Below are 24,192 nucleotides of genomic sequence, written 5' to 3' on the forward strand. Positions count from 1 at the left end.
CTCATGCCATTACTCCCATCAAATACACCACGGTAAACACACAAATCCACACCACATCCAGGAAGTGCCAGAACATGCTCAGGCAGCCCAGACGGGTCAATGTGCGGGGACCGGTACCCCGCTTCATCAGCTCGACCATCAACACCAGCATCCACACCAGGCCGGCAGTCACGTGCAAACCGTGCATACCCACCAGGGCGAAGAAGGCACTCAAGAAGGCGCTGCGGCTCGGCCCGGCACCTTCGGCGATCAGGTGCTGAAATTCGTAGACCTCCATCGCGATAAAGGTCGAGCCCAGCGCGAAGGTGACCAGCAGCCACAGCAGGGTCTGGCCCCGCTGGTGCCGGTGGCCGGCGAGCATGGCAAAGCCGTAGGTGATGCTGCTGACCAGCAGCACCGCGGTTTCGCCGAGCACGAAGTTCAGGTCGAACAGTTCGCGGCCGTTGGGGCCGCCGGCGGTGTTCATGTAAAGCACCGCATAGGTGGCAAACACCGAGGCGAACAGCAGACAGTCGGTCATCAGGTACAGCCAGAAACCGAACAGGGTATTACCCCCGATGTCGTGGTGTTCCTCATCATGGATCTGGTGCTGTTGCGCCAGTTTGAGATCTACGGATACGGCTTCCATCACGCCTCCTTCATCATGACGTTGCGCAGGTGGGCCTGCTCGATGCGCTCGACTTCGTCGGGCTGCACGTAATAGTCGGTGTCGTTGTCATAGGCACGGCACAGGAAGATCACGAAGCTGGCCACCAGACCGGCAATCACCATCCACCAGATATGCCAGATGGCACCAAAGCCCGCGGCCGTGGTGGCGGCGGCAATCAGCACACCGCAGGCGGTGTTCTTCGGCATGTGAATGGGCTGGTACTCCCCCTGCACCTTGTACGCCTTGCCCTGTTCCTTCATGTCGGTGAAGGCGTCGATGTCGTTTACCTGCGGCAGCTTGGCGAAGTTGTAGAACTGGGGCGGTGACGAGGTGGACCATTCCAGGGTATGGCCGTTCCAGGGATCGCCGGTCAGGTCGCGGTTTTGCTCACGCTCGCAGAAGGCCTTATAGAGCTGAACAAACTGCAGCACTATGCCCGCCAGAATGAATACCGCTCCCACGGCAGCCAGATAGAGCCAGAAGTTCCAGGCCGGATTGTCGGTCTGATTCAGACGACGAGTCATGCCCAGGAAGCCCAGTACGTACAACGGCATGAAGGCCACGTAGAAGCCAATCTGCCAGCACCAGAACGAGGCCTTGCCCAGTTTTTCGTCCAGATGGAAACCCATGGCTTTCGGGAACCAGAAGGCGAAGCCGGCCAGGTAGCCGAACACGGCACCACCGATGATGGTGTTGTGGAAGTGGGCGATCAGGAACAGGCTGTTGTGCAGCACAAAGTCGGCACCCGGCAGGGCCAGCAGTACCCCGGTCATGCCGCCGATGGTGAAGGTCACCATAAAGCCCAGCGTCCACAGCACCGGTACCGTCAGCCGCAGACGACCGCGATAGATGGTGAACAGCCAGTTGAACAGCTTCACTCCCGTCGGCACCGCGATGACCATGGTCATCACCCCGAAGAAGGCGTTGACGTTGGCACTGGATCCCATGGTGAAGAAATGATGCAGCCAGACGATGAATCCCAGCACCGAAATGGCGCCGCTGGCATACACCATGGAGTTGTAGCCGAACAACCGCTTGGAGGTGAAGGTGGAAATCACCTCGGAGAAAATGCCGAACGCCGGCAAAATCAGTATGTATACCTCGGGGTGACCCCAGGCCCAGAACAGGTTGATGTACATCATGGCGTTACCACCCGCTTCATTGGTGAAGAAGTGGAAGTCCAGGTAACGGTCCAGGGTCAGCAGGGCCAGCACGGCGGTCAGAATGGGGAACGACGCCACGATCAGGATATTGGCCCAGGTACAGGTCCAGGTGAAGATCGGCATCTGCATCAGCTTCATGCCGGGAGTACGCATCTTGAACACGGTCACCAGGAAATTGACGCCGGTGAGCAGGGTGCCGATACCGGAAATCTGCAAGGCCCAAATGTAGTAATCCACCCCCACACCCGGGCTGAAATCCAGCTCCGACAAGGTGGATAGGCCACCCAGCCGGTCTTGGCGAATTCACCCAGCCCCAATGAAATGTTGACCAGTACCGCCCCCGACACCGCCAGCCAGAAGCTGAGATTGTTGAGGAAGGGGAAGGCGACATCACGGGCACCAATCTGCAGCGGCAGCACTATGTTCATCAGGCCGATCATGAAGGGCATGGCCATGAAGATGATCATGATGACACCGTGGGCGGTGAAGATCTGGTCGTAGTGTTCCGGCGGCAGGTAGCCATCGGCCCCGTTGGTCGACAGCGCCAGCTGGGCTCGCATCATGATAGCGTCGGCAAAGCCGCGGATCAGCATCACGAAGGCCAGGATGATATACATGATGCCGAGGCGCTTGTGGTCCACCGAGGTGATCCAGTCGCGCCAGAGCACGCCCCACTTGTTGTAACGGGTAACGAGAATGGCAATGGCCACGGCGGCTGCCGCCACCACGGCCAGCGTGATCATGATAATAGGCTCATGATACGGCACGGCATCCAGTGTGAGTTTTCCTAGAAACGACATTTTATTTCTCAGCCTCCATATTCATCTTGGCTGCCAGTTTGTGTTCGGTGCCGTGGTGGGACTCATGCATGAACTGCATCAGAATGTGCTGGAACATGCCCGGTTCAACCTGACCGTAATATGCCACCGGGTTGTTTTCACTCGGCTCGGCCAGGGCCTGATAGCTTGCCGGATTCAGGGTCCGGGGCTGCTGCTTGAGCTTGTTCACCCAGGCGTCGAAGTCCGCTTCGTCTTCGGTGGCAATGGCCTTGAACTGCATGCCGGTAAAGCCTTCACCGCTGTAATTGGCAGAGAAGCCGTCGTAGGTACCCGGCTTGTTGGCAATCAGGTGCAGCTTGGTTTCCATGCCGGCCATGGAGTAGATCTGGCCGCCCAGCTGCGGAATGAAGAACGAGTTCATGGTGGTATCGGAGGTGATCTTGAATTCAACCGGCACATCGGTCGGGAACGCCAGCTCGTTAACCGAGGCCACGCCCTGTTCCGGGTAGATGAACAGCCATTTCCAGTTGAGCGACACCACTTCAACGGTGATGTGATCTTTCTCGTGAACCAGCGGTTTGTACGGGTCCAGATCGTGAGTTGAGCGCCAGGTAATGACCCCCAGAATGACGATGATGATGATCGGCACCAGCCAGACGGTCAGCTCGATTTTGGTGGAGTGCGACCACTTGGGTGCGTAGATCTCGTGATCCCGTCCTTCCCGGTATTTCCAGGCAAAGAACAGCGTCATCACGATCACCGGCACCACCACCAGCAGCATCAGGCAGGTGGCGACGATGATCAGATATTTTTCATCGGCGCCGACCTGCCCCTTGGGATCAAGCACGCCACCCTCGCAGCCGGCCAGCATGACTGACGCCACCCCGGCCAGAAGTGCGTTAATTAGCTTTCGAATAAACAAAAGGAACCCTTCCCCTATCCCTTAAGGAATTACCTTGCCGCCCGAGCGACAAGACCATCATGGGTATCCGCTATCGAGGTGATATCACAGATACCCGGGAACGGGATCAGACTGCGTACAGAGGCCAGGAGCGACAGCGCCTGAATGGCGAGCCGACAACACAAACACTGTATGCGTAATTCAGATCCCGGAAAGGGAAACAGGCGGGGCGCGACAGCCGTGGGCGGTGCGCAGCACACAGTAGTTGTGTGCAGGGGCGGAAAAAACCGGCTTGGGTTGATGCAGGCGAGGCCAGCTCAACGACTGCAGCAACAGGTGCAGCAGCAGCAACAACCATTGCAGCAACAGGGGGACAAACACCAGCAGGCTGGTAAGCACCAGCGACTTGATAAACTCCAGCGGCAACAGATCGGCCAGCTGGGCCTGGTATTCCATGACGTCGCCGGACAGTCCGGTCCAGGACAGCAGCCATTCGCTGACCAGCTCCAGCATCATGATGGCACCGAGAACCCCAAACCCACTCATGCCGGATTTTGACAGCGACGCAAGGTCGTGCCATCTATCGGTAAAGGCAAGATGTAAGATAGGATTCACCAGCTGGGTCCCGCCGTGACAATAACCATGAAATGAGTCGACTCTGAACGGGCCGATTTTTAGCCGCAAAAGGCTACCAAACTTTGATCCAGCACACAACCTCGATCGCGCGCCCGGGTTATGCCGGCCTGGAGTAAAGACCGGCTAACGCAACATCGGCTCAAAGTACCACCTTCACCGCCAGTGCCAGCAGCACCAGACCGCTCAGCTTGTCGATCAGCCCCGCCCTGGTCTTGAGCCAGGCCAGTACCGGCCCACGCGATAGTGCCAGGGCCACCAGCACATACCAGAGCGCATCGATACCGCCGGCGGTAAGCATCATGATCCCACCCTGCTGCCAGCCGGTATCGGCGCGCACAAACTGGCTGAACAGGGCCACGAAGAAGATCGCCAGCTGAGGGTTGAGAAAGGCTACCATAAAGCCCTCGAAGGCGCCCTGGCGACCACGTACCGAATGCTCTGCTGTGACTTCGGCACCCGTTGGCCTGGCCAGCAACGCCTTGATGCCCAGCCAGGCCAGGAAGGCGGCACCGCCGTAGCGGATAACATCGAACAGCATGGGGGTGCTGGTGATCAGCAGCGCCAGTCCCAGGGCGGTGATCAGCGCATACAACCCCACTCCCAGGCCATGGCCCAGGGCGGTGAGCACCCCATGCCCCTGCCCCCCTCTGACCGTATTACGCATCACCACCGCCAGGCTGGGCCCGGGGCTGATGGCGCCCATCACGCAAATGGCGGCCAATGCCAGCCAGCTGGACAATTCCATCGCTTACTTATTCCTCGTTATGCCACTTATTCGATGATGAGCAGCTTAAGCTGGCCATCACCGTGCATAAAGTGAAAGTTGTGAATACAAGACATGCATGCACAAACAAGGGCGGCCCGGAGGCCGCCCTTGTTATGGCTGTTGCCTTGCTTAGCGTCGGTTGCCGCGATAGGCAGGTGACGCATTCAGCACCATGTGACGGTTGACGTCTTTGTATAGCAGGTAGCGGAAACGGGTCGGGCCACCGGCATAGCAGGCCTGCGGACAGAAGGCGCGCAACCACATGTAGTCGCCGGCTTCCACTTCTACCCAGTCCTGATTCAGGTGGTAAACCGCCTTGCCTTCCAGTACGTACAGGCCGTGTTCCATGACGTGAGTTTCGTCGAACGGGATCACGCCGCCAGACTGGAAGGTCACGATGTTCACGTGCATGTCGTGACGAATGTCGGTCGGATCGGTGAAGCGAGTGGTGGCCCAGGCATCGTTGGTGTCCGGCATGGCGGTCGGTGCGATGTCGTTTTCGTTGGTGACGAAGGCTTCCGGCACTTCGATGCCGTCAACAAATTCGTAGGCCTTGCGCAGCCAGTGGAAGCGTACCGGCGCATCGCTGTCGTTCCTGACGGTCCAGTTGGCACCGGGCGGCAGGTAGGCGTATCCACCCAGTTCCATGTGGTGCTCTTTGCCTTCCAGCGTCAGGGTCATTTCACCTTCTACGATGAAAATAACGCCTTCGGCACCGGCGTCCAGCTCGGGCTTGTTACTGCCCCCCTGCGGAGACACTTCCATGATGTAATGAGAGAAGGTCTCGGAGAAACCACTCATCGGCCGGGCGATAACCCACAGGCGGGTTAGATCCCAGAACGGCAGGAAGCTGGTCACGATGTCGCTCATGACCCCCTTGGGAATAATGGCATAGGCTTCGGTGAACACGGCACGATCGTGGATCAGCTGAGTCTGCGGCGGCAGGCCGCCCTTGGGGGCATAATAGGTATTACGGGCCATGGTATCTGTCCTTTAATACGAGAGTGTCGGCGGCACGCCGACAAAAGCCACGCCATCTGGCATGACTGTATAAATGGTGAACACTCGCCATTGTAGGACAATGCCAATTGATTTATAAATTAAATAACTGAATGGCAACCAGTGGAATTTCCACTGATGGAAGTCTAATGAATCTGAATGTCACCCTGGATCCGGTGTTGCTACGCAGCTTTATTGCCGTGGCCGACACCGGCAGTTTTACCCGCGCCGCCGACAGCACTCACCTCACCCAGTCGACGGTCAGCCAGCAGATCCGCAAGCTGGAGGCCCAGCTCGGGTGCGAACTGCTGCATCGCAAGGGCCGCTACATTACCGCCACTCTGGAAGGGGAGCGGGTACTGAGCTACGCCCGCCGCATTCTGCTGTTGATGAACGAGGCGGTAGCCCAGACCAGCCTCAGTGCCGAACAGCAGAAAATTCGTTTGGGCGTGCCCGAAGACTTTGCCACTCACGCCATCATGCCGACTCTCTCTGCGTTTTCCAGCGAGTATCCGGGTATCCGGCTGGAGGTAAAAAGCGGTCTGTGCAGCGATATCTGGCGCGAGTTTCAACGAGGGGATATGGATCTGGCGCTGGTCAAACAACGCCAGGGCAGCGCGCCCGGTCTGGCCAGCTGGCCCGAGCCGCTGTGCTGGATTGACAGCCTGCACGGCAATAATCTGGAGAGCCATCCCGTTCCGCTAGTCACCTTTCCCATCGGTGGCCTCTATCGCAGCGAGATGGCCCACACCTTCGACCGACTGGGCCGCAGCTGGCGCCTGTCTTATGTCAGTACCAGCCTGTCGGGAGTATGCTGCGCGGTAGAAGCAGGCCTGGGCATCTCTCTGCTGCCCCGGAGACTGGTCACCCCCCGGCACCGCATTCTCGACCAACGAAACGGCCTGCCACCGGTACCGGATCTGGAGCTGACCCTGCACGCCCAGGACAAACTGTCGACCCACTGCAAAATACTGGCCGACCGGCTGATCGGCGCCTGTGACGACACCTGCCGGCAATAGCGGAGGTCACCGTCCATCAACCTGAAAAAACCTCACGGGGAGGTTTTTCATTCACCGGTATACGCAAGCCTCGGCCATGTGCCAGCTCAGAGTTCGGCAAAAATGTGCTTCAGGTTGACGTCTTCCTCGGCCGCAGGCTCCAGCTGTAGCTGGGCTTCGATTTCATTGAGGTGGTCAATCATCAGCTGCACCGCCTGATCTACATGATGGCCGGCAATGGCGTCCAGCAGCGCGTTATGCTCGCTGCATGACAGGCCGGAATGATTTGCCCTTCCCTTGCGTGATCCCGAGCCCTGATAGAGGGCCACGATCAGCGAAGAGCGGGGGATAATCTCGTGCAGAAAGGAGGTCAGCACCGGCTTGTCGGCCAGTTTGCCAATCAACAGATGAAATTCGCCGGACAAGCGAATACGCAGGCTCTGATCGCCCTGCTCAATGGCCTGATGTTCCCGCTCCAGATGTTCCAGCAGCAGCTTCTTTTCGCGTACCGTGCATTTGCTGGCCAGCTCCCGCACCAGTTCCGCCTCGATCAGGCGACGAGCCTGAAAAATGTCCCGCGCCTCTTCCGGCGAGGGTTCGGCCACGAAGGCGCCGCTGTTGGGCACCAGGTTGACCAGCTTGTGGTAAGACAATTGCAACAACAGCTTGCGCACGAAGCCCCGGCTCAGGCCAAAGGTTTCGCTCAGGTCTTCTTCTTTCAAACGGGTGCCGGGCAGCAACTTGTGCGCCACTATCGCTTCCCAGATGCGCTGATAGACGGTATCCAGATTGTTGGTTTTATTATTCATGCTCTTGGCCCTGTTTCGTCCGGCAAGGCGGCGCGCTGATCGCCCTACCGGTATCCCGCTACCGGATACACAATGCACCGGCACATGACGCACAGAGTAACACAGGGCAATATCGTCAACAATAAAGCAACATGTCGTTAAAGAGAGGGCGAAGCCATCTCGAACCAGGGCTGCAATTTCAGCGCTGCGGCCGATAGCGGGCCGACCACCGCGAGCCGCCTCATGAACCACAGCCTCGCCGATGCCGAATACCGGAATCGATACCCGGGCACGCAATGCCTCAAGCCTCGAGTCGCTAAACGTCGGCCACAGCAGGACCGGACTGGCTTGACACCCATACGACACTGGCTGACGTGAAGCATGTGCAAGGCTTGCCATCATGACGGGGCCGGCCACAGGATCAATGTCGCCGGCTGTCATGGGAACACGCCGCCAGACAGCGGCCGGCAAGGCTGCGACCGACCCGAGTGAAACTGGCAGGGGCAGGTCCACCCCGCTAGTATTCTACAAAAGTCAGCCCCAACATGGCCCATACGGCGCCACCCTGCGGGTTCGACGGCTGCGGCCTGCCAGCCACAGCCAGAAAATGCCAATTTGTTCATGCCGTTTGTGGATTCGTTTTTAACGGTCGCTCCATGATTTAACGATGTTGTCGTTATTCGACAACCGGGAAGAACATGAAGCCGGATTGCATGATAACAGCGCTCTCGCCACTCGATGGTCGGGCGAATAAGGAAACCTCAGGATGAACTTCAAACCGAACACACCCCTTGCCGGGTGTCTGATGTCACTGCTGGTGATATTTGCCGCCCAGGCCGCGCCCAGATTTGACGGCAACCCCGACAATCTGCCCCCCGGCCGGTTGAAAACCCAGATCGAAAAATTACCCTACCCCGCCCAGAAGCGGGCCCTGGAGTGGCTTGAACGATTCGATATTCCGGCCCAGGACTTCGAGTTTCTGCGGGCCGATCAGGACGGTGCCATCTTTTATGAAGATACCGTACTGCCGGAACAAACCGACGACGACACCACAGACGAGGTGGGTGAGCCGCTGGCGGTCGCGCCGGAAGACACCTTCTTTCTGCACAGCCGTCCCGGCGCCGGCAAGGTCGTGTTCCTCGACTTCGACGGCCATGTGATCAGCGGAACGGCCTGGAGTAATGGTGCCACTCTCCATGCCCGACCTTACGATACCGATGGCAGCCCGGACAATTTCAGCGACACCGAACGCGGCCGCATCGCCGAGATCTGGCACCGTATCGCCGAGGATATGGCGCCGTTTGATATCGATGTCACCACCGAAGATCCCGGTGCGTTCGGACCAAACGTCGGTCATGTACTGATCACCGAAGATACCGACGAGTTCGGCACGGCCATGCCGGCACAGGGTGCCGGCGGGGTCGCCTATGTGGGCGTCTGGGGTATCAGCAACTACGAGTACTACTCACCGGCGCTGGTTTACGCCAACAATCTAGGGCCCTACGTGGCTCCCTGGGTAGCCGAGGCGGCAACACACGAGTTCGGGCACAACCTCGGGCTCAGCCATGACGGCACCTCCACTCAGGGTTACTACGGTGGCCACGGCTCCGGCTTTGTTTCCTGGGGCCCGATCATGGGCCTGGGCTACTACAGCCAGGTCACCCAGTGGAGCAAGGGCGAATACGCCGACGCCAACAACAGTCAGGACGATGTTCAGATCATTGGCAATAAGCTGGGCATTCGCGCCGATGACCACGGCAACGATATGGCCGGTGCCACCCCGCTGGTGGCCGATGCCACCGGCAACATCCATTCAACCTCACCGGAAATCGACCCCGGTAATCTGGTACCGGCCAACAAGGGGGTGATCGAAACCCGCAACGATCGCGATCTGTTCTGGTTCGACACCGCCGCAGGCAATGTGTCCCTGACCATCAACCCGGCCTGGGAAAGCTTTTATAACGACAACCGGCGCGGCGCCAACCTCGACATTCAAGCCAGCCTGTACGATGCCCAGGGTAATCTGGTGATCAGCGTCGATCCGCTGAATGAGACCATGGCGCAAATCGATCAATCCCTGGCGGCCGGTCGTTATTACCTCGAAGTCACCGGTGCCGGTAACAGCATGACGCCTTACAGCGACTACGGCAGCCTGGGCATGTATTTCATCTCCGGTACCATACTGCCGACACAGGGAGATACCACGGCGCCGACCCCGAACCCGGCCGGCTGGTGGGCCACCCCGCCCACGGCGCAAGGTACTGACCAAATCGACATGGCGGTGAATCCGGCCAGCGACGACTCCGGTACTGTGCAATACAACTTCCTGTGTGCAGCTGGCGGCACGGGCTGTAGCAACAGCGGCTGGCAGGATGACACCGGCTACAGCGCTACCGGGCTGCAAGCCGGCACCAGCTACAGCTTTCAGGTGAAAGCGAGAGACTCGGCCGGCAACGAAACAGCCCTGTCGGCGATTCGCTCGGCCACCACCCTGAACAACCAGTCGCCGGTCGCGGTAAATGATAGCGCCGTGACTAACCAGGGCCAGTCCGTTGCCATCGACGTGCTGGCCAACGACACCGACCCCGAGAACGATACTCTGTCAATCAACGGCTTCCAGCAAGCAGGCAACGGCAGCGTCGGCCAGAGCGGCAACAGCCTGGTATATACGCCGGCCAACGGCTTCGTGGGCAGCGACAGCTTCACCTACACCGTGACCGACGGTACCAGCACCTCGGCCCCGGCGACGGTAACCGTCACCGTGAATGAGGCAAACCAGCCGCCGGTGGCCGTAGACGACAGCGCCAGCGTCAAGCTGAGCAGCTCACTGACGATTGACGTGCTCGGCAACGACAGCGATCCCGACAACGATGCGCTGACCATCAGCAGTTTCAGTCAGGGCAGCAAGGGTACGGTCACGCTGTCGGCGGCCGGTGATCAACTCGTGTATAACAGTGGCAACAAGCGTGGGGGCGATACCGTGAACTACACCATCAGTGATGGTCATGGCCATACTGCGACCGCCACGCTCAGCATCAACATCAGCCCCAAGGGCCAGAGTGACGGCGGCGACAGTGGCGATGGTGGCGACACTAGTGGCGGCAGCGGAAAATGCCACCCGAAACGGGGCTGCTGACAAGTAGCACACAGCCCCGATACGACCGCTCCCCGCCCCCCTGACGGACGGCATCGAGCACTGGCGGAGCAGGTCATGCCTGTTCCGCCTTTTTTATGCTTGACGCAAAAAGCCCTGCCTGTAGCAGGGCTTGCCGGTTCAAGCTCCCGCCCCGCACCAAGGGTGCGGGGCGGCGTGATTACTGACGGAAGCGTTGGCAGGGCTGCCAGTGCTGCATCAGCAGATAGTAGATGATGCCGGCAGGCAACAGGCTGGCGTACCAGGACACCGAGGAGAAGGTCAGGGCCACTATGGCTCCGGACAGAGCCGCTATGATGGCACCGTAATTGACGCCTTTGTAGGGACCCTGCTCATCGTAGAGCTTGTCCAGATCCAGCTTGCGGCGACGCAGAATGAAGTAGTCCACCACCATGACCGCGAAGATGGGGCCGAGGAAGGCCGAATAGGTCTGCACGAATAGCTGCAGGCCGGCGGAAGATTCTTCCTTGACCAGCTCCCAGGGGAAGGTACAGAAGGCCAGCAGACCCACCAGTATGGTGGAGGTACGGAACTTCAGCTTGAACACGTCCATCAGGATATAGGTCGGCGGCACCACGTTGTTGAGCACGTTGGTGGTGACCTGAGCGAAGGCAATGAACAGCAGGGTAATGACCAGCAGCGGTGTATTGTCGACGGCACTGGAGAAGACCTGAATCGGGTCGGACACCCCGGTGGCACCGGACACCATCAGGCCAATCAGTCCCATGAACAGGGTGCAGGGCAGGATGGACATGGCGTAAATCACCGTCAGCAGACCCGGCCTGGTGCCTTCTTTCAGCTCGCGGGAATAATCGCTGACATTCAGCATCATGGTGCTGTAGATTCCGAGGAACAACATGGTGGCGCCCCAGAACGGTAAGCCCCAGGTGCCTTCGACGTTCACCAGATTGGTGGTGATCTCTTCACCGTAGCGGTTGATAACGCTCCAGAACATGTAGACCAGCGCCAGCAGAATAAAGCCGCTGCCCACGTTTTCCAGCCACTTGATGCCCTGGAAACCGAAGATGGACAGGCCAATCTGCAAAAACTGGAACAGCACGAAGTACAGCACCAGGTTGTCGTAACCGAACAGGGTGGCAGACACCGCATTGATGGCGCCGGCGCCGATCCAGCTCTGAAAGCCGTACCAGACGATGGCCGGTATCGCCCGCACCAGCCCCGGGAAACGGGTACCGGCAAAGCCGAAGGCGCTCCGCGCCTGTACCATGAAGGGAATGCCGTATTTGTAACCGGCGGCGCCGTTCAACGCCAGGGCGATGCCGATCACGAAACAGCCAATGGCAATCGCCACGCAGGTTTGCAGCAGGTTGAGGGTGCCGACGATACTGGAACCCATGGTAAAGGTACCGATGGATACGCAGCCACCGAACCAGGCCAGCAGGTAGGAAAATCGCCCCATGATCCTGTGCTTTTGCGGTGCCAGTGATTCTTCGCCGGCTTTCTTGTCGTTCGGGTTGGCCGCTACGGCAGGCCGGGAGGTGCCATTGTTCGTGGAGATGGCGCTTTCGCTGTTTACATGTTGCATTGCCATTGGTGTGTCCTCGGTATTCCATCACTATAGTGGCAGCTTGTCACCGCTACCGCCTTCCTCTGCCGGCTGCCCTGAGCCGTGCATATGTTGTAACAGGCAGGCGCCCTGCCTGTTACGGTATCGGTCTCGCTCCTCAGGCGATATTGCGTCGTTGCCCCGGGTGAGCCATTTCCGGACGGGGCCAGTTGAAGGTCAGTACCTTGCTGGTACCCAGTTTCATGTCCACCATGGCCTCACAGAGCTTGACCGCGGCCACGGTTCCATCGATCACCGGAATGCCGATTTCCTGCTCGATATATTCCCGATACTGGGACATCCCGGCGCAGCCAGTACGATGGCTTCTGCATAATCGTCTTCCCGCGCCCGCAGGCATTCGGCAACCACCTTGGCGATGGCGGCATCCGGCGAATTGGCCAGATCCAGCACCTTCATCGGTGTGGTGCGAATCTTCTTGCACTGCTCACGGAAGCCGTAGCGGCTGACCAGATGCTCGGTCATGAAACGTACCCGGGGCGCCGTGGTCACCACGCTGAAACAGGCACCGCTCATCACCGCCATGTGAAAGGCCGCCTCGGCAATGCCCAGCACCGGCTTGTCGGTCAGTTCCCGGGCAGCATAGAGGCCGGGGTCGCCGAAGCAGGCCAGCACATAGGCGTCGATACCTTCTTCCCGATCGCCTTTTGCTATTTCCTCCAGCACGCCGGGTACCGACAGCGATTCGTCGTAGAAGCTTTCGATGGAAGCCGGACCACTGGCCGGACTGACCGCCAGAATCTCGGTATCGGGACGGGCCACCTTGTCGGCCAGCCGCTGTAACGCATCGGTAAAGGACTGAGTGGTATTGGGGTTGATGATCTTGATTCTCACGGCGACCTCCTTGTTTACGAAACATCGATATTATCGTTAACAATAGATCGATCGTTAACGGTCTGTAAACATATTTACGAGATCCGTTTTTTGTAAATCAGGAACACCATGGTCGTCATCTGGGGAGCGAACAAAAAAGGAGAGAAACAAAGCACTGATTAAAAAGGAAAATAAATTAATCGATGTATTCAGTCACCCCGAGTGGAGCCAAGAAGACCGAATTTTGGTGCATCATACTTATCTAGATTGTTATCAATTATGTGATTCAGCGCATAAAAATGACGTATAAAAAAACCCTCCGGGGTGGAGGGTTCTCTCGATTATTGTTTGCGCTGATGTGGATTCGGCCGGCTCAGTACTCGGCGTTATGGTAGACGTTCTGTACGTCGTCCACATCGTCCAGCATATCGAGGAAACGCTCCAGCTGGGCCACATCGTCGCCGGTCACTTCAACCGTGGTCTGGGGTACGAACTGGATGGCATCCACGTCGAAGTCGATGCCTTCAAAGGCTTCCATCAGTGCCTGCTTGGCCTTGAAGTACTCGGTATGAGGGGCAAAAACGGTGATCTTGCCGTCTTCGAGCTCGATGTCGGTCACGTCCACATCGGCCATCATCAGCGCTTCAAGCACGGCGTCTTCATCGTCGCCGTCAAAGACCAGAATGGCACAGTGATCGAACATGTGGCCGACGCTGCCGGAGGTGCCGAGCTTGGCCTTGACCTTGTTGAAGCACTGGCGCACATCGCCGATGGTGCGGTTGGGGTTGTCGGTCAGACAGTCGACAATCACCAGGCAGTTGCCGGGGCCGAAGCCTTCGTAGCGGGCCGGCGAAAAGTCTTCACCGGCACCACTGGTGGCTTTTTGCAGTGCTTTTTCGATGACATGGGCAGGTACCTGATCTTTCTTGGCGCGTTCTATCAGGCCACGCAAGCTCAGGTTGCCGTCCGGGTCGGCGCCACCGGATTTGGCTACAACGTAGATTTCACGGCCGTACTTGCTGTAGACCTTGCTCTTGGCATTCGCCGTCTTGGCGATGGATTCTTTGCGGTTTTGATAGGCTCTGCCCATGGGATGGTCTCGTTGTTCATCGGAAGAGGCCGAATTTTACACACAGAAAAGCGGCAGATCTATTTTCCTGTCTCCTGCCGCCTCGTTTTCCTGCCCCTCATCGTCAATAACCGGCGAATTCTTCGGTACGCAGCTGCGCTTCGGCGACCCCGGCATCAACCAGCATGGTTTTCATCGCCGCCACCAGGCCGGGAGGCCCGTCCAGATAATAAAGGGGCCTGGCCAGGTCCGTCAGATGCCGGTTCAGCATGGCCTTATCCACATGGCCGCGCTCGCCTTGCCAGTGCTGTGCCGACTGCCCGGCCTGGGTCATGGTGGCCACCAGCATGCAATGAGAGCTGATGGCACAAGCCTGGGTCAGTTCATCGAGAAAAGCCGCATCTTCCGGCCGGCGGTTGGCGTAAAACAGCGTCATCTGCCGGCCCTGGCTCTCCGCCATGGCCTGCAACAGCATGCTTCTCACCGGCGTGATGCCGATACCGCCGGTAATGAACACCAGCTCCCGGGCCGGGTCGGCGGGAAGGGTAAAATCACCATAGGGGCCCTTGAGGGTGAACTCGGCCCCCGGCGTCAGGGCGCTCAGCACCCGCTTGAAGGCGCTGTCTCTGATGCGGGTCGCGAACATCAGTTCGGACTCGGCAGGGGCGGAAGCCAGGGACAGGATACGACCGTTACCCTCGTCGTCGGTTTCGGGCGGATCGACCAGCACCAGACGAGCGCACTGGCCGGCCTGGAAGCTGAAATCATCGGGCTTGTCGAAATACAGTGCCAGGGTGCCTTCGGCAACCTGCTGCTTGCGTTTGAGTTTGAGCTGATAACCGGCCATGGCCGACACTCCTTCTGCCCGGCTCAGGCCTCGATATCCAGCTCGATGCCGGCGCTGTCCTCCGGGCTACGGTAACGCCGGTTGATAACATCGAGCCGCCGGCTCATGGCAGGGTTGGCACCAATCGGACAGAATCCCCCCCGATGCAGCCCCAGCCAGGCTTCGAAGGCGGCCTGTCGCCGATCCCGCTCGCGATCCTGATGACGTGACCGAATGGCCGCATAGGGCTGTACCGCCGTGATCACCGGTATTACCGGACGGCGCGCCTGGTCGGCCTTGGCCGCTTCGGTACCGGGCTGGACCAGGTTGGGTAACATCGTGGGCAAGATTACCGGTATTGCCATTGCAGCCAGCCTCCCTGTATGAGTCACCTGAGTATGGCCAAGATCGGTGGGTTTGGCCTGTTTGTCGCCGCCCCTGCGTCCGCGGGTTGATCAAGCCCGATGATTCAACAGGAAAGCCCTGATCCTTTCGGCGGTCGCATCCGGGTGCGAGATAAAAGCCGCATGCGATGCCTTGGGCTCGACGTGGCTCTGACTGTGCGGCGCCAGCTCATCCACCAGGGTGATGGTTTTTTTCGGCACCAGACCATCGAGCCGACCATAGAGGCGCAGCATGGGTAACTGCAACGATGCCAGCCGGGCCCTCAGGTCCACTTCGCCCAGCAGGGTCAGGCCGGCAGCCAGCGCTGCCGGGTCCGGCGCCGGCTTCTCGGACAGGCTGTCGCGCAGCTGACGGATATCCTCCCGGGCGTGCTCGCTGCCCATGGCCTGCAAGGCCAGAAAGCGATTGACCACCTGCCGGTGATCCTCTGCCAGTTGCTGCTCAAAGGTCGCCAGCACCTGTGGTTTGATGCCGGGCCAGCCGTCCTCGGCCACAAACCGGGGTGAGCTGGCCAGGGTAATCAGGCTGCTCACCCGCTCCGGCGCCTGCAACGCGGCATGGGTGGCGACCAGCCCGCCCAGCGACCAGCCCAGCCAGGCCGCCTGAGCGGGCACCGCCTCCAGCACGGCACTGCCCCAGTCATCGAGGCCGGCATGCTTCGGCAATGCCGGGCTGTGGCCGAACCCCGGCAGGTCGACCAGGTGCAGCCGAAAGTCGGCCTCCAGTCGCTGCGCCAGTCCCTGCCAGACGGCGCCATTCATGCCCCAGCCGTGCAACAACACCAGATCCGGCCCCCGGCCACGCCGCTCTACATATACACTCATTTTCAAACCCCGTTATCTTGATACCGCCATGATAAGACGGCTGACCGCTCGCTTACAATCCGGCACCCTCAGGTGGGGTCAGTGCCTGCTGTGCCGGCACGACTGCGAACAGCAGCCACTGATCTGCCGCCAGTGTCGGGACGAACTGCCGCAACTGGAACGGCCCTGCCCGCTATGCGCCTTTCCACTGGCGGTGGCAGATGCTCATTGCGGCCATTGTCAGCGCCGGCCGCCACCCTGGCAGCGGATGCAGGTGCTGGCCGACTTCGAGCCGCCTTATCCTCGCCTGATCCACGCCCTCAAATATCACCGGCAAGCGCTGAACGGCCGTCTGCTCGGTCAACTGCTGGCCCGGCGACTGGAGCCCCCCTACCCGGAGGTCATTCTGCCGGTGCCCCTGCACTGGTGGCGGCAACTGCGCCGGGGCTATAACCAGGCCACCGAAATGGCCCGGGGTCTGCAGGAGGTACTGGATATTCCGGTGAATCACCGGTGCTTGCGTCGCCATCGAATGACCGCTTCCCAGACTCACCTCAACCGCCGCCAACGGCGACAGAATCTGCGCGGCGCCTTCAGCGCCCGCCCCATGGCGTACCGTCATGTGGCGCTACTTGACGATGTGATCACCACCGGCACCACCATGGCCGAGCTGACCCGGCTATTGCACCGTCAGGGCGTCACCCGGGTGGAAGTGTGGGCTGCCTGCCGGACTCTTGAACACTGACGGCTATTCAAGCGCCAGCAACAAGAGTATGATAAAAGTTGAGTTGTTTAGTCAGGTTTACGAGGATAGCGATGATTACGATTTCCGAAACCGCCCAGGCACACTTCCGCAAGCTGTTGTCGCAACAGCCGGAAGGCACCAATATCCGGGTGTTTGTGGTTAACCCGGGCACTCCCAACGCCGAATGCGGCGTTTCCTACTGCCCGCCCGATGCCGTCGATCATGACGATATGCATCTGCCGTTCGAGGGCTTTGAGGCGGTCGTGGATCAGCAGAGCGTCTCTTTTCTGGACGCCGCCGAAATCGATTTTGTCAGTGACCAGATGGGCTCTCAGCTCACGCTGAAAGCACCCAACGCCAAGATGGCCAAGGTGCCGGATAACGCGCCGCTGGCGGATCGGGTCGAGTATGTGCTGCAGTCCCAGATCAACCCGGGGCTGGCCAGTCACGGCGGCAAGGTGGTACTGACCGAAATCACGCCGGATGGCCTGGCCATTCTGCAGTTCGGCGGTGGCTGTAACGGCTGCTCCATGGTCGATGTCACCCTGAAGGAAGGTATCGAGAAGCAGATGCTCGAACTGTTCCCGGGTGAACTGACCGGCGTACGTGATGCCACCGAGCATGAGCGCGGCGAGCATTCCTACTACTGAGTTCACCACTCGGAGAGTAAAAAGGGAGCCAACATGGCTCCCTTTTTTGTGTGCCGCCTCTGCGGCTGCCCGCTGTCAGCGAGTTACTCCGCCTTGCGATCCCGGCTCAGCAGGGCCATGGCCGCTTCTTTGGCGTTCTTGCCCTGATACAGCACCTGATAGACCTGCTCGCAGATGGGCATTTCCACGCCGTGGCGCGCCGCCAGTTGGTGCACTTCGGCGGCATTGCGGTAGCCTTCCACCACCTGGCCGATTTCGGTCATCGCAGCCTGCACGTCCTGTCCCCGGCCCAGAGCCAGACCAAAACGGCGGTTACGCGACTGATTGTCGGTGCAGGTCAGCACCAGGTCACCCAGTCCGGCCATACCCATGAAGGTTTCCTGTCTGGCACCCAGCGCCACACCCAGGCGCTGCAGCTCCACCAGGCCACGGGTGATGAGCGCCGTGCGGGCATTGGCGCCGAAGCCCAGGCCATCGGCCAGGCCGGCGCCGATGGCAATGACGTTTTTCACCGCTCCGCCCAACTGCAATCCCACCATGTCGTCATTGAGATAAACCCGGAACGAACGGTCACAATGCACCAGGTCAGCCAGATCTCTGGCAAAGTCACTGTCGGTGGAAGCCAGTGAAATGGCGGTTGGCAGCCCCATGGCCAGCTCTTTGGCGAAGGTCGGCCCCGACAGCGCCGCCAGCGGGATCTCGGGCCCGAGAATCTCCCGGGCCACATCCTGAAGCAGGCTGCCGGTCGCCGGATCCAGCCCCTTGGTGGCCCAGGCAATACGACTGTCGGTACGCAGGAACGGCTTTATCTGTTTCAGCACATCGGCAAATACATGGCTCGGCACCACAATCAGCAAATCACGACTGGCCTGCACCACCTGCTGCAGGCTGGCCCGGGGGCTCAGGCTGTCGGGAAAGGCGGCGTCGGGCAGAAACACCTTGTTGCAGCGCTCGGCGGCCAGGGTCGCCACCTGCTCGGGCCTGTGACTCCACAGCAGGGTTGGGTGACCATTGCGCGAGATGGCAATGGCCAGTGCCGTACCATAGGAGCCGGCACCCAGAACCGAGATGGCGGCATCCTTGTTCATCAGGCATCCGCCTGCTGTTGCTGGGCACGCTGTACGTGGGCGGCAAACAGGGCATCGAAGTTCACCGGCGCCAGGTTCAGCTGCGGGAAGGAGCCCTTGCCCACCAGGCTACTCACGGTTTCGCGGGCGTAGGGGAACAGGATATTGGGACAGAAGGAGCCCAGGCAGTGAGCCAGTTGCGGCTCGGCCATGTTGCCGATGGTAAAGATACCGGCCTGCTGAATTTCGCACAGATAGACGGTTTCACCTTCGCCCATCTGGCAGGTAACGGTCAGGGTCAGCACCACTTCGAATACGTTGTCATTCAGACGGGCACTCTTGGTGTCCAGATCCAGCTTGACCTCGGGCTTCCATTCTTTCTGGAATACCAGCGGGGTGGAGGGCGCCTCGAAAGATACGTCCTTCAGGTAGACACGCTGGATCTGAAATTCAACCTGTTGCTGGGCGTCGGTGTTAGCGCCGTTTGCTGCTTCAGCCATGATGATATCCTTATAGTATGAATTGAGAGATTAACGTTTGGTCACCGGCAGGTTCTGGCTGCGCCAGTCTGCCATGCCGCCACGCAGGGCGTGAACCTGTTTGAAGCCAGCCTTGGTCAATACACGACCCACACCACCGGTGGTCATGCCGGCTTCGCATACCAGCACCAACGGCTTGTCCTGATATTTTTCGATCAGGTTCAGGTTGTTGGCCTTGAGCTGAGCGGCGGGTACATTGATGGCGCCGGCGATATGGCCCTTGCGAAATTCCTCGGCAGACCGCACATCCACTACCACTGCATCCTGCTTGTTGATGAGCAGAACCGCTTGCTGGGAGGCGACTATCTGCACCTTGGTCAGTTTGGACATCAGGGTCATGTAAATGACCGCAGCAACCAGGCCCAGCCAGACCGCACTCAACATGGGATGACTGGCGGCAAAATCGAGATACTCTTGCATGATGTTACTTCTTTAGAGTCAAAATACGGAAAAGCCCGAGTATACATGGGGTATCGGCAAATAACAGCCGCCCGATCCCGATCGCCACCCTCCGCCAGCGGCTGCGGGAATGGCCGCCAGTCTGCGGCTGGAGACAAAATCGACAACTGTAGTAATATAACGAGAGTTTCAGTCTCTTCGACCTCAACTTTCACATCACAACATATAGGGTTACATGATATGAACGCGACCAAAAAGCCCCTGGTGCTCATCATTATGGATGGCTGGGGATATAGTGAAAAAACGGAACACAACGCCATTCACACCGCGCGTACCCCGGTACTCGACGGCCTGATGAAGCATCGCCCCTCGATGCTGATTTCCACCTCCGGCCACGATGTGGGTCTGCCCGACGGTCAGATGGGTAACTCCGAAGTCGGCCACGTCAACATCGGTGCCGGTCGTATCGTCTATCAGGAACTGACCCGCATCGACAAAGCCATTGCAGACGGAGACTTCTTCACCAATCCGGTGCTGACGGCCACCGTCGACGGCGCTGTCACCAAGGGCAAGGCGGTACATATCATGGGCCTGCTGTCCCCGGGTGGCGTGCACAGCCATGAAGACCAGATCGCCGCCATGGTCCAGTTGGCCGCCGACCGCGGTGCCGAACACATTTACCTGCACGGTTTTCTCGATGGCCGGGATGTGGCCCCCCGCTCCGCCCAGGCGTCCATCGAACGGTTCGATACCCTGTTTGCCAAACTGGGCAAGGGCCGGCTGGCCTCCATCGTCGGTCGCTACTTCGCCATGGACAGGGATAATCGCTGGGATCGGGTGCAAAGCGCCTATGATCTGCTGACCCAGGGTCAGGCCGAGTATCACTTTGCCAGCGGTGTCGACGCGCTGCAGGCCGCCTATGCCCGGGAAGAAAACGACGAATTCGTCAAAGCCACCACGGTCGGTGAGCCGGTAGCGATGCAGGACGGCGATGCGGTCATCTTCATGAACTTCCGCGCCGACCGGGCCCGGGAACTGACTCGCGCCTTCGTGCAGGACGACTTTACCGGCTTTCAACGCAGCAAGCGTCCGGCCCTGAGCGACTTCGTGATGCTCACCGAATATGCCGACGATATTCACACCACCTGCGCCTATCCGCCTGAGTCGCTGCCCAATACCCTCGGCGAATGGCTGGCGGCGCATGGCAAGACTCAGCTGCGTATTTCCGAGACCGAAAAATACGCTCACGTCACCTTCTTCTTCAACGGCGGCCGGGAAGCATGCTTCGACGGCGAGCAGCGCGAGCTGATCCCCAGCCCCCAGGTGGCCACCTACGATCTGCAGCCGGAAATGAATGCCGAACTGCTCACCGACAAGCTGGTTGCCGCCATCAAGAGCCAGGAATTCGACGTCATCATCTGTAACTACCCCAACGGCGACATGGTTGGCCACACCGGGGTGTTCGAGGCGGCGGTCAGAGCCTGTGAAGCCGTGGATACCTCCATCGGACGAGTGGTGAGCGCGCTGGAAGAAGTCGGCGGCGAAGCACTGATCACCGCCGATCACGGCAATGCCGAACAGATGATCAACCCGGAAACGGGCGAGGTGCAGACCTCTCATACCAACCTGCCGGTGCCGCTGATCTACGTGGGTCGCGAGGCCACTCCGGCGGCCAAGGGACGACTGTCGGATCTGGCGCCGACCATGCTGAGTCTGCTGGGTATGGAAATCCCCGAGCAAATGACTGGCCAGCCTCTGATGGTTCTGAAATAATCAGGCCCATATGGGCAAACAACGACTGATCGTTTCATTATTGCTGCTAAGCACCGGCCTGATGGCCGGTGCTTTCGCTTGGGCGAATGACAGCAAGGACCTCAAGAACGTTCAGGGCCAGATCGCCAGCCAGAAGCAGGAACTGCAACAGCAGAAAAAGCAGCTGAGCGAGTTACAGCAACAACTCGCCAAAGATGAACAAGCCATTTCCAACCTGGCCCGGGAGCTGAACCAGACCCAGAAAAAGCTGACAGAAAACGAAACCGCCCTCGCCCGTCTGGACAAAGAGCACCAGGCCCTGAACCAACAGGCCGAACAACAGCAGCAGTTGCTCGCAGAACAGCTCAGAGCCGCCTATCAGAATGGCCGCCACGACTACGTGAAATTACTGCTCAACGGCCAGGACAGCACCGAAATAGACCGGCTGCTGCATTACTATGCCCATATCAACCAGGCCCGGGCCGACGCGCTGCAACAGCTGACTCGCACCCGTGAGCAGTTGGCAGACAACCGCCGCCAGGCCGAACAAAGCCGCAACCAGCTCAACCAGCTGCTGACCCGGCAACAGACCGAGCGGCAAAAATTGAGTGAGCAACAGGCCAAACGCAGCCAGACCGCCAAGCAATTCAATGCCGCGCTCGACCAGAGCAATCAGCGCCTGAACAACCTGCAACAGGCCGCCAACCATCTGGAACAACAGATCAAGGCCGCCCAGCAAAGAGCCGCCAGGGAACAGGCGGCGCGAGAGCGTGCCGCCCGGGAACAGGCCGAGCGGGAACGACTGGCCCAACCGCAAGGTGGCACCGGCAGAACACCGGTGGTGGCCAAAACCAGTGGCAACCTCGCCGGTCTGGCCAAGGGCACCCTGCCCTGGCCGCTCAAGGGATCACTGATCCATCGCTTCGGCGCCGCCCGCACCAGCCAGCTGAACTGGAAAGGCCTGTTGATCGGTGCCCCTGTCGGCAAGGAAGTCAGCGCCATCGCCAACGGCCAGGTCGTCTACGCCGACTGGCTCAGTGGTTTCGGCATGGTGATGGTGATCGATCACGGCAAGGGCTACATGAGCCTCTATGGCCATAATCAGTCCCTGCTGCGCAACCCCGGTGACAGGGTCAAGGCCGGTCAGGCCATCGCCCTGAGTGGTGAAAGCGGAGGCCAGGACAAATCCGGCCTTTACTTCGAAATCCGCTATCAGGGCCAGGCCATCGATCCCTTGCCCTGGCTGACACGAGGCTGACGTCAGCGCGTCGCCGACTCCAGCTCCTCTATCAGCCACAGCGCCTCGGCCTGACTGTCGCCGCACACATCCGGCATGGCCTTGAAGGCGGCGCACACCGCCGGTCGTTCCGGCTTGCCGAACAGCGCACAGCGCATATCCTCCAATAAATGAAGGCAGGACTCACCGGCGGCCTTGCCATTCGGCATGCCCGGCAGCGGGCCACTGATACTGGGGGCGATACAGCAGGCACCACAACGACTACGACATTCCATCAAATCACCTCTCGACTGAGCGGCCAGTATACACCCTGTGATACCGTCAGGATCAGTCCGGCTGCGTCAGCAGTGCCGCCAATGCCGATACATGGCCATCTTTCACACCCTGCCGGGCCAGCGCCTCGGCCAGATTGAGCAGGTACTCTCTATTACTGCCGCTGGGGCCATGAGCGCCGGCAATTTGCGCCGCCATGTCCAGCAGCGGAGCCTCGCCCAGAAAGGCGGCATTTTCCTCTGTGGCCAGATAAATCAATCCTTCCACCGTTGGCTGTGCATCGAAATGTACCGGCACCCGTTCGCGCAGATAGCCGTTTTTCTCCCGTATATCCAGCTGGGATAATACCTCGGGCCGAATGCGATAGGCCATGCCGTCACAGCAGGCACCGGGAGCGCGGACAAGGGTCACCACCCGCCCGGGAGCATCCGGGGTACCGCGATGGTCATGCGAGCCCTGCCAGAAGCGACGGCACCAGTCGTGGATCCGGGCCGGCCGGCGCTCCAGAAAGGGAAAGTCCGCCTTCCAGATCAGGGACCCGTAGCCGAACAGCCAGAAGGAGTCGTGATCGTCGAAGTGGGTCATGCGGCGATTGTGCAGGGTGGTGTCGAATGTCATGGTCAGCTTCTGTGCTCCTTTCCTGATACCGGACCCTCATGATGCTACGCCCGGCGTACGGTGTCGAATCCCGATCAAGCCGGGTCCGGCTTCATGATAAACTGGCGTTTTTTACGATACGGGATCGTTATCATGCGTCTGACCATACACTGCCTGGACCAGGTGCCGGCACTTCATCGTCACCACGCCGACATCATTTTGCAGGGCCGCCCCCTGCCCGAACAGGCGATATTTTATCTCGCCACCTTCAACGACAAGGCCGTGGCCCTGGCCTGGCGCCAGCAAGAACGCCTCGAGTTTATCGCGGTACGCGACATTACCCGCCGCCGTGGCATAGGCCGGGAGCTGCTGCGCCAGATCATGCTGGAAGCCAGCGCCGCCGGCCTGAGTCGCCTCGACTGCAACCCCGCTCAGGCACCGGCAGAACAACGCGCCGGGCTTGCCGACTTTTTGACCAGTCAGGGCTTCAACACCCGGGCAGGACTGCTAAGCTGTTGCCTAGACAAATAAAGGCCGGTGACCTTGTCCAACGCCTTCCGGTAAGGCGTAATCTGTTGATGGTGTAGCTTGCCAGCCGT

The 24,192-nt window shown here is 59.6% G+C and carries 25 protein-coding genes and 1 pseudogene; 7 read left to right on the forward strand and 19 right to left on the reverse strand.

Features of this window, described 5'->3' with window-relative positions:
* Position 1 precedes the first annotated feature (1 nt).
* The 6 genes and pseudogenes from cyoC to BFR47_RS15200 form a co-directional block, all read right to left on the reverse strand.
* Complete coding sequence (gene cyoC, locus BFR47_RS15175; protein ID WP_071473847.1) at positions 2-628, reverse strand: cytochrome o ubiquinol oxidase subunit III; 627 nt, start codon at positions 626-628, stop codon at positions 2-4.
* Positions 628-2,612: pseudogene (gene cyoB, locus BFR47_RS15180) on the reverse strand (cytochrome o ubiquinol oxidase subunit I). The gene cyoC and the pseudogene cyoB overlap by 1 nt, the downstream one beginning before the upstream one ends.
* Position 2,613: 1 nt before the next feature.
* Positions 2,614-3,462 (reverse strand): ubiquinol oxidase subunit II, encoded by an 849-nt coding sequence (gene cyoA, locus BFR47_RS15185; RefSeq protein WP_245748950.1) that lies wholly within the window; start codon positions 3,460-3,462, stop codon positions 2,614-2,616.
* Positions 3,463-3,693: 231 nt separating this feature from the next.
* On the reverse strand, positions 3,694-4,107 hold the full coding sequence (locus BFR47_RS15190; RefSeq protein WP_245748951.1) for a hypothetical protein: 414 nt from the start codon (positions 4,105-4,107) through the stop codon (positions 3,694-3,696).
* Between the two features lie 160 nt (positions 4,108-4,267).
* Positions 4,268-4,873 carry a LysE family translocator gene (locus BFR47_RS15195; protein ID WP_071473850.1) on the reverse strand — a complete coding sequence of 202 codons (606 nt, stop codon included), beginning with the start codon at positions 4,871-4,873 and terminating at the stop codon, positions 4,268-4,270.
* A 150-nt stretch (positions 4,874-5,023) separates the two neighbouring features.
* On the reverse strand, positions 5,024-5,875 hold the full coding sequence (locus tag BFR47_RS15200; RefSeq protein WP_071473851.1) for a bifunctional allantoicase/(S)-ureidoglycine aminohydrolase: 852 nt from the start codon (positions 5,873-5,875) through the stop codon (positions 5,024-5,026).
* Between the two features lie 167 nt (positions 5,876-6,042).
* Here BFR47_RS15200 and BFR47_RS15205 point away from each other — a divergent pair, with 167 nt between their 5' ends.
* A complete protein-coding gene (locus BFR47_RS15205) occupies positions 6,043-6,912 on the forward strand; it encodes a LysR substrate-binding domain-containing protein (protein WP_071473852.1) in 870 nt (289 codons plus the stop codon).
* An 86-nt stretch (positions 6,913-6,998) separates the two neighbouring features.
* Here BFR47_RS15205 and BFR47_RS15210 read toward each other — a convergent pair whose 3' ends face one another.
* Entirely contained in the window at positions 6,999-7,700 is a 702-nt protein-coding gene (locus BFR47_RS15210) for a GntR family transcriptional regulator (RefSeq protein WP_071473853.1), read from the reverse strand.
* A 745-nt stretch (positions 7,701-8,445) separates the two neighbouring features.
* On the opposite strand from BFR47_RS15210, the gene BFR47_RS15215 reads away from it, so the two are divergent.
* A complete protein-coding gene (locus BFR47_RS15215) occupies positions 8,446-10,815 on the forward strand; it encodes an Ig-like domain-containing protein (protein ID WP_071473854.1) in 2,370 nt (789 codons plus the stop codon).
* Between the two features lie 178 nt (positions 10,816-10,993).
* Here the strand turns inward: BFR47_RS15215 and BFR47_RS15220 are convergent, their stop codons facing one another.
* The 7 genes from BFR47_RS15220 to bioH form a co-directional block, all read right to left on the reverse strand.
* Positions 10,994-12,385, reverse strand: coding sequence for an NCS1 family transporter (locus BFR47_RS15220; RefSeq protein ID WP_083399179.1), 1,392 nt, complete (start codon positions 12,383-12,385; stop codon positions 10,994-10,996).
* 133 nt (positions 12,386-12,518) lie between these two features.
* Positions 12,519-12,701 carry a hypothetical protein gene (locus BFR47_RS18840; protein ID WP_245748952.1) on the reverse strand — a complete coding sequence of 61 codons (183 nt, stop codon included), beginning with the start codon at positions 12,699-12,701 and terminating at the stop codon, positions 12,519-12,521.
* Complete coding sequence (locus BFR47_RS15225; RefSeq protein WP_245748953.1) at positions 12,653-13,252, reverse strand: aspartate/glutamate racemase family protein; 600 nt, start codon at positions 13,250-13,252, stop codon at positions 12,653-12,655. Before BFR47_RS15225 ends, BFR47_RS18840 begins: the two co-directional genes overlap by 49 nt.
* 352 nt (positions 13,253-13,604) lie before the next feature.
* The gene (locus BFR47_RS15230) at positions 13,605-14,321 is read right to left on the reverse strand and encodes a YebC/PmpR family DNA-binding transcriptional regulator (RefSeq protein ID WP_071473855.1); all 717 of its coding nucleotides are present in this window, start codon (positions 14,319-14,321) and stop codon (positions 13,605-13,607) included.
* Positions 14,322-14,424: 103 nt separating this feature from the next.
* Positions 14,425-15,147 (reverse strand): ferredoxin--NADP reductase, encoded by a 723-nt coding sequence (locus BFR47_RS15235; protein WP_071473856.1) that lies wholly within the window; start codon positions 15,145-15,147, stop codon positions 14,425-14,427.
* Positions 15,148-15,170: 23 nt separating this feature from the next.
* Positions 15,171-15,491, reverse strand: a complete 321-nt coding sequence (locus tag BFR47_RS15240; RefSeq protein WP_071473857.1) for a hypothetical protein — start codon at positions 15,489-15,491, stop codon at positions 15,171-15,173.
* 90 nt (positions 15,492-15,581) lie between these two features.
* On the reverse strand, positions 15,582-16,355 hold the full coding sequence (gene bioH, locus BFR47_RS15245) for a pimeloyl-ACP methyl ester esterase BioH (RefSeq protein WP_071473858.1): 774 nt from the start codon (positions 16,353-16,355) through the stop codon (positions 15,582-15,584).
* Positions 16,356-16,383: 28 nt separating this feature from the next.
* On the opposite strand from bioH, the gene BFR47_RS15250 reads away from it, so the two are divergent.
* Both BFR47_RS15250 and nfuA read left to right on the forward strand, forming a co-directional pair.
* The gene (locus BFR47_RS15250; RefSeq protein WP_071473859.1) at positions 16,384-17,079 is read left to right on the forward strand and encodes a ComF family protein; all 696 of its coding nucleotides are present in this window, start codon (positions 16,384-16,386) and stop codon (positions 17,077-17,079) included.
* A gap of 71 nt (positions 17,080-17,150) precedes the next feature.
* Positions 17,151-17,729: a Fe-S biogenesis protein NfuA gene (gene nfuA, locus BFR47_RS15255; protein WP_071473860.1), complete on the forward strand. Its 579-nt coding sequence runs from the start codon at positions 17,151-17,153 to the stop codon at positions 17,727-17,729.
* Positions 17,730-17,812: 83 nt separating this feature from the next.
* On the opposite strand, the gene gpsA is transcribed toward nfuA, so the two are convergent.
* From gpsA to BFR47_RS15270, 3 genes are read right to left on the reverse strand one after another with little or no spacing between them, the layout of a single operon-like run.
* A complete protein-coding gene (gene gpsA / locus BFR47_RS15260; RefSeq protein ID WP_071473861.1) occupies positions 17,813-18,817 on the reverse strand; it encodes an NAD(P)H-dependent glycerol-3-phosphate dehydrogenase in 1,005 nt (334 codons plus the stop codon).
* Positions 18,817-19,296, reverse strand: coding sequence for a protein-export chaperone SecB (gene secB, locus BFR47_RS15265; RefSeq protein ID WP_071473862.1), 480 nt, complete (start codon positions 19,294-19,296; stop codon positions 18,817-18,819). The genes gpsA and secB overlap by 1 nt, the downstream gene beginning before the upstream one ends.
* Before the next feature lie 30 nt (positions 19,297-19,326).
* The gene (locus BFR47_RS15270) at positions 19,327-19,755 is read right to left on the reverse strand and encodes a rhodanese-like domain-containing protein (RefSeq protein ID WP_071473863.1); all 429 of its coding nucleotides are present in this window, start codon (positions 19,753-19,755) and stop codon (positions 19,327-19,329) included.
* Between the two features lie 219 nt (positions 19,756-19,974).
* On the opposite strand from BFR47_RS15270, the gene gpmM reads away from it, so the two are divergent.
* Together gpmM and envC are read left to right on the forward strand one after the other, a co-directional pair.
* Positions 19,975-21,507, forward strand: a complete 1,533-nt coding sequence (gpmM, locus tag BFR47_RS15275; protein ID WP_071473864.1) for a 2,3-bisphosphoglycerate-independent phosphoglycerate mutase — start codon at positions 19,975-19,977, stop codon at positions 21,505-21,507.
* 10 nt (positions 21,508-21,517) lie between these two features.
* A complete protein-coding gene (gene envC, locus BFR47_RS15280; RefSeq protein ID WP_071473865.1) occupies positions 21,518-22,744 on the forward strand; it encodes a murein hydrolase activator EnvC in 1,227 nt (408 codons plus the stop codon).
* Between the two features lie 2 nt (positions 22,745-22,746).
* On the opposite strand, the gene BFR47_RS15285 is transcribed toward envC, so the two are convergent.
* Complete coding sequence (locus BFR47_RS15285) at positions 22,747-22,998, reverse strand: YkgJ family cysteine cluster protein (RefSeq protein WP_071473866.1); 252 nt, start codon at positions 22,996-22,998, stop codon at positions 22,747-22,749.
* Positions 22,999-23,050: 52 nt separating this feature from the next.
* Entirely contained in the window at positions 23,051-23,614 is a 564-nt protein-coding gene (locus BFR47_RS15290; RefSeq protein ID WP_071473867.1) for a gamma-glutamylcyclotransferase, read from the reverse strand.
* Positions 23,615-23,746: 132 nt separating this feature from the next.
* On the opposite strand from BFR47_RS15290, the gene BFR47_RS15295 reads away from it, so the two are divergent.
* Positions 23,747-24,124 carry an acetyl-CoA sensor PanZ family protein gene (locus BFR47_RS15295; RefSeq protein WP_071473868.1) on the forward strand — a complete coding sequence of 126 codons (378 nt, stop codon included), beginning with the start codon at positions 23,747-23,749 and terminating at the stop codon, positions 24,122-24,124.
* The last annotated feature ends 68 nt before the right edge of the window (positions 24,125-24,192 follow it).

This window comes from Oceanisphaera psychrotolerans, assembly GCF_001870485.1.
Lineage (GTDB): Bacteria > Pseudomonadota > Gammaproteobacteria > Enterobacterales > Aeromonadaceae > Oceanimonas > Oceanimonas psychrotolerans.